The following is a 5,669-nucleotide window of genomic DNA, read 5'->3' on the forward strand; positions in this document are numbered from 1 at the left end:
GGGCGGGGCCCGGGGGGCTCTGCCCCCGGGCCCCGTGTGCACGGTGAGCCGGTTCGCCGGCTCCGTGCCTCAGTTCTCCTGCTCGCGCTCCACCTGGTCGTTCCACTCGCGCTTGATCGCGCGCCAGGCCTCGTCCGACTTGCCCAGGCGCCAGTAGCCCGAGATCGACAGCCGCTCGCGCGGGACCCCGCGGTCCAGTCGCAGATGGCGGCGGAGGTCCTTCACGAAGCCCGCCTCGCCGTGGACGAAGGCGTGCACGTCACCCGCGGGGAAGTCCAGTCCCTGCACGGCCTCCACGAGCGCCTCGCCCACCGGGCGGTCGCCGCGGTGCAGCCAGGTGACGTCGACGCCGGGCGCCGTCGCGAACTTCTGCTCCTCGTCGCCGTCCGGGACCTCCACGAACGCGTGCACCCGGGCGTCCGAGGGCAGCCGCTCCAGGGCCGCCCCGATCGCCGGCAGCGCACTCTCGTCGCCCACGAGGAGGTGCCAGTCGGCCGCCGGGTCCGGCGTGTAGCCGCCGCCGGGGCCGAGGAAGCGCACCGTCTCGCCGGCCTGCGCCCGCCCCGCCCACGGGCCCGCGAGCCCCTCGTCGCCGTGGACGACGAAGTCGATGGTCAGCTCGCGGTGGACCGGGTCCCAGGCCCGCACGGTGTACGTGCGCGTGGTCGGCCACTCCTCCCGGGGGAACTCCGCCCGGATCCGGTCCATGTCGAACGGCTCCGGATAGGAGACGCCCTCGGGGGCGAAGAGCAGCTTCACGTAGTGGTCGGTGTACTCGCCGACCTCGAAGGCGTCGAGGCCGGGGCCGCCGAGGACGACCCGCACCATGTGCGGGGTGATGCGTTCGGTGCGGACCACGCGCGCTTCGGTGGCCTTCGGTGCCTTGCGGGGCTGCTCCGCCACGGGTGGCTCTCCTGACTCGACATGACTCGACATGACTCGACGTACGGGTTACTTAGGTTTGCCTAAGCTAGCACCCCGGGGGGTGGTCGCCCCAGCGTGGCCCGATTCCGTCAGTGCGCGAGGACCGGCAGCAGTCGGCCCACCGCCCCGCCCAGGCCCCAGCGCTTCGCGAGGGCGTCGAGCGCCGCCGGATCGCGGGGAGCCTTCGGCAGGGTCGGGTCGAACTCCGGCAGCGGTACGTCCCCGGCGACCCGCACCACCGTCGGGGCGACGTCAAGGTACGCCGCCGCCTCCACGATGCCGCGCCGCTTGGCCGGCGTCAGCTTCGACGTACGGTCCTCGGCAGCCGCCCGTACGCCCGCCAGGTCCCCGTACTCCGTGATGAGCTGCGCCGCCGTCTTCTCGCCGATGCCCTTCACGCCGGGGAGGCCGTCGCTGGCGTCGCCGCGCAGCGCCGCGAAGTCCGCGTACTGGTCGGGGCGCACCCCGTACTTCGTGCGGATCAGCTCCGCGTCCACCAGGTCGCAGTCGCCGACGCCCTTGCGCGGGTACAGCACGCGTACCCCCCGCGCGTCGTCCACCAGCTGGAAGAGGTCCCGGTCGCCCGTGACGATGTCCACCGGCCCGGCGGCGCGGCCCGCGAGCGTCCCGATCACGTCGTCGGCCTCGTAGCCCGCGGCCCCGATCCGGGCGATGCCGAGCGCGGCGAGGACGTCCTCGATCACCGGCACCTGCGGGGACAGGGTGTCCGGGATCTCCTCCTCGTCCGGGCCGGTCTCCGCCTCCGCGGCCACCCGGTGCGCCTTGTACGAGGGGATCAGGTCGACCCGCCACTGGGGGCGCCAGTCGTCGTCCCAGCAGGCCACGAGGTCGTCCGGCCGGTGGTCCTGCACGAGGCGGCCGATGAAGTCGAGGAGCCCGCGCACGGCGTTCACGGGCGAGCCGTCGGGGGCGCGGACGGAGTCCGGCACGCCGAAGTAGGCGCGGAAGTAGAGGCTGGCGGTGTCCAGGAGCATCAGGCGTCGAGTCACCCGCGTGATTTTAGGCCTCGGGACGCCCGCGGGCCCGGGCCGGACGTTCGACCCGCCCATCACCCACCTTCCGCGCGGACGCGTCCCCCGTCCCTTTCGGTTCCTGATCCCCTCGCGTGACCCCCGTCACCTTTGCGTTTGCATCGTGTAAGGCCCGGGCAGGCGCGAGCCCGGAGCGGAACCCGGTACGGGATTCAACAAAGGGATCCCCGTACGCGACGGGTCCGCGGGCCGATCCCGCCCGCTCCACGGCCCTACCGCGCGGGGGTGGCGGGGGCCGTTTTTCGTTGCTACCCGTGAGGTTCATGTGTCAAGGCTCCAGGCAGACCACCTGTTCAAGGTGTTCGGCAGACGACCCGAGGAGGCCGTCCGCCGGCTCGCGGCCGGCGCCGACCGGGACGAGCTGCGCGCCGAGGGAACGACGGCGGCCGTCGTGGACGCCGGCTTCGTCGTGGAGCCCGGCCAGATCTTCGTCGTGATGGGCCTCTCCGGATCCGGCAAGTCGACCCTCCTCCGCATGCTCAACGGCCTGCTGGAGCCCACCGCCGGCCGGGTCCTCTTCGACGGGCGCGACCTCACCGCGCTGTCGCCCCGCGAGCTGCGCGCGGTGCGCTCCACCAAGATCAGCATGGTCTTCCAGCACTTCGCTCTGTTCCCGCACCGAAACGTTCTGGAGAACGCCGCGTACGGCCTGGAGGTCCAGGGCGTCCCGCGTGCCGAGCGCGAGTCCCGGGCCGCCGAGGCCCTGGAACTCTGCGGCCTCGCCGGCTGGGAGAAGTCCTGGCCCGACGAGCTCTCCGGCGGCATGCAGCAGCGCGTCGGCCTGGCCCGCGCCCTCGCGACCGACGCCGACCTGCTCCTCATGGACGAGTCCTTCAGCGCGCTCGACCCGCTGATCCGCCGCGACATGCAGGACCAGCTCCTCGTGCTCCAGCAGCGGCTGAAGAAGACCATCGTCTTCATCACCCACGACCTGAACGAGGCGATGCGCCTCGGCGACCGGATCGCCGTCATGCGCGACGGCAGGATCGTGCAGCTCGGCACCGCCGAGGACATCCTGGTCCGCCCCGCCGACGACTACGTCGCCTCCTTCATCCAGGACGTCGACCGCTCCCGGGTGCTCACCGCCTCCGCCGTCATGACGGCGGGCGCCACCCCCGCGGAGTGCCCCGACGGCTGCCCCTGCCGACCCGTCGGACCGGACACGCTGGTCGCCGACCTGTGCGCCGAGGCCGCCCGCGCCCCGCACCCCGTGACCGTCCAGGACTCCGACGGCACCGTCCTCGGAGTCGTACCGGCGGAGCGGCTGCTCGCCGTGATGGGCGGACTGGGCGCACGGGACGCCGGCCACTCGGACGGCACGCCCGCCGGAAGCCCCGCCGCCTCCGGTGGCGCACCCCGCGGCACCGCGGACGACGGGCCCGCCGGCCCGAAGGGCCGCGCGGACGACACCGCGGCCGCCACGACGCAGAAGGAGCTGACCGCCCGTGCCTAGGCTTCCCCTCGGCGACTGGGTCGACAGCTCCGTCGACTGGCTCCAGTCCCAGTTCTCCTGGCTCTTCGACGCCGTCAGCAGCGGTGTCACCGGCCTCTACGACGGCATCGACGCCGTCCTGTCCGCGCCCCAGCCCCTGATCTTCGCCGGCATCCTCGCCGTCGTCGCCTGGTGGCTGCGCGGGCTCGCCGCCGGTGTGCTCGCCTTCGCCGGCTTCGTGCTCGTCGACTCCGTCCAGCTGTGGGACGAGGCCATGGCGACGCTCTCGCTGGTCCTCGTCGCGACGCTGGTCACCCTCGTGATCGCCGTACCTCTCGGCATCTGGGCGGCCCGCTCGAAGCACGTCAGCGCCGTGCTCCGGCCGGTCCTCGACTTCATGCAGACCATGCCGGCGATGGTGTACCTCATCCCCGGCATCATCTTCTTCGGCGTCGGCGTCGTCCCCGGCATCATCGCCACCATCGTCTTCGCGCTGCCCCCGGGCGTCCGCATGACCGAGCTGGGCATCCGGCAGGTCGACGGCGAACTCGTCGAGGCCGCCGAGGCGTTCGGCACCACGCCCCGCAACACGCTGCTGCGCGTGCAGCTGCCGCTGGCCCTGCCGACGATCATGGCCGGCGTCAACCAGGTCATCATGCTCGGCCTCTCGATGGTCGTCATCGCCGGCATGGTCGGCGGCGGCGGGCTCGGCGGCGCCGTCTACCGCGCCATCGGCAACGTCGACATCGGCCTCGGCTTCGAGGCGGGCGTCTCCATCGTCGTCCTCGCCATGTACCTCGACCGGATGACCGGCGCCCTCGGCCGCCAGGTCTCCCCGCTCGGCCGCCGCGCCGCCGCCAAGGCCCGCGCCGCGCTCGCCGCCAAGCGCCCCGGGGCGAAGCTGTGGGCCCACCGCCCGCAGCCCGTCACCGCGCTCGTCGGCGTCGTCGTCCTCGCCCTCGTCGCCGGCGGCACGGGCATCCTCGGCGGAGCGGGCTCGGCCACCGCCGGCAACGGCAAGAAGGTCAGCATCGGCTACATCCCGTGGGACGAGGGCATCGCCTCCACCTTCCTCTGGAAGGAGCTCCTGGAGCGCCGCGGGTACGAGGTCGACACCAAGCAGCTGGAGGCCGGCGCGCTCTACACCGGCCTGGCCGGCGGACAGCTCGACTTCCAGACCGACTCCTGGCTGCCCGTCACCCACGCCCAGTACTGGGAGAAGTACAAGAACAAGCTGGAGGACCTCGGCTCCTGGTACGGCCCCACCTCCCTGGAGCTGTCCGTCCCGTCGTACGTGAAGGGCGTCGACTCGCTCGCCGACCTCAAGGGCAAGTCCGGGCAGTTCAAGGGCCGGATCGTCGGCATCGAGCCCAGCGCCGGCATGATGGGCATCCTCAAGGACAAGGTCCTCAAGGAGTACGGCCTGCAGGGCGAGTACAAGGTCGTCGACGGCTCCACGCCCGGCATGCTCGCCGAGCTGAAGCGCGCCTACGAGCGCAAGGAACCGGTCGTGGTGACCCTCTGGTCCCCGCACTGGGCCTACTCCGCGCACGACCTGAAGAAGCTCGCCGACCCCAAGGGCTCCTGGGGCAAGGGCGACGGCGTCCACAGCCTGGCCCGCAAGGGATTCTCCGCCGAGAACCCCGAGGTCGGCGGCTGGCTGAAGAACTTCGAGCTCACCGAGAAGCAGCTCACCGACCTCGAAGCCGTCATCCAGAAGACCGGCAAGGGCAAGGAGCAGGAGGCCGTCCGCACCTGGCTGGACGACAACCCGGGCCTCGCCGACAAGCTCACGCCGCAGTAGGACCGGCGGCCGCCCCCGGCGGCCGGTGGTGACAGGTGAGCGATACCTGTCCGAAAAGGGGTGGTCGCCGAACGTGTTCGGCGACCACCCCTTTTCGTCACGACGCGAAACCCCGCCCCAAAGCTGCGTAAGGTTCAGTTAACCGCCCGGTACGGGTACGCACGAGGCACGAGGGAGGGGGCCGACATGGACGAGAAGGAATCACCCCGCGTGGGCGCGGCCGTCAAGAGGCGACGCAGAGCGCTCCAGCTCACGCTGGCCGTCGTCTCCTCGCGCAGCGGACTGTCCGTGCCCTTCCTCAGCCAGGTCGAGAACGACCGGGCCCGCCCCAGCTCCCGCTCCCTCGGGCCTCGTGCGTACCCGTACCGGGCGGTTAACTGAACCTTACGCAGCTTTGGGGCGGGGTTTCGCGTCGTGACGAAAAGGGGTGGTCGCCGAACACGTTCGGCGACCACCC

At 72.1% G+C, this 5,669-nt stretch carries 4 protein-coding genes and 1 pseudogene; 3 read left to right on the top strand and 2 right to left on the bottom strand.

The window, feature by feature from the left end; all coding sequences use genetic code 11:
• Positions 1-69: 69 nt before the first annotated feature.
• Together EAO70_RS24090 and EAO70_RS24095 are read right to left on the bottom strand one after the other, a co-directional pair.
• Entirely contained in the window at positions 70-903 is an 834-nt protein-coding gene (locus tag EAO70_RS24090) for a siderophore-interacting protein (RefSeq protein WP_148004875.1), read from the bottom strand.
• 110 nt (positions 904-1,013) lie between these two features.
• A complete protein-coding gene (locus tag EAO70_RS24095; RefSeq protein ID WP_148005325.1) occupies positions 1,014-1,919 on the bottom strand; it encodes a 5'-3' exonuclease in 906 nt (301 codons plus the stop codon).
• A gap of 322 nt (positions 1,920-2,241) precedes the next feature.
• Here EAO70_RS24095 and EAO70_RS24100 point away from each other — a divergent pair, with 322 nt between their 5' ends.
• The 3 genes and pseudogenes from EAO70_RS24100 to EAO70_RS24110 form a co-directional block, all read left to right on the top strand.
• Positions 2,242-3,429: a glycine betaine/L-proline ABC transporter ATP-binding protein gene (locus EAO70_RS24100; RefSeq protein WP_261993004.1), complete on the top strand. Its 1,188-nt coding sequence runs from the start codon at positions 2,242-2,244 to the stop codon at positions 3,427-3,429.
• The gene (locus EAO70_RS24105) at positions 3,422-5,212 is read left to right on the top strand and encodes an ABC transporter permease/substrate binding protein (RefSeq protein WP_148004876.1); all 1,791 of its coding nucleotides are present in this window, start codon (positions 3,422-3,424) and stop codon (positions 5,210-5,212) included. Before EAO70_RS24100 ends, EAO70_RS24105 begins: the two co-directional genes overlap by 8 nt.
• A gap of 186 nt (positions 5,213-5,398) precedes the next feature.
• Positions 5,399-5,557: pseudogene (locus EAO70_RS24110) on the top strand (helix-turn-helix domain-containing protein); the annotation flags it as partial.
• Positions 5,558-5,669 lie beyond the last annotated feature (112 nt).

This window comes from Streptomyces sp. adm13(2018) (assembly GCF_008042145.1).
GTDB lineage: Bacteria > Actinomycetota > Actinomycetes > Streptomycetales > Streptomycetaceae > Streptomyces.

Coding starts and splice junctions, on each gene's coding strand:
- EAO70_RS24095 (WP_148005325.1), bottom strand. CDS start 1,919: ATGCTCCTGGACACCGCCAGCCTCTACTTCCGCGCCTACTTCGGCGTG.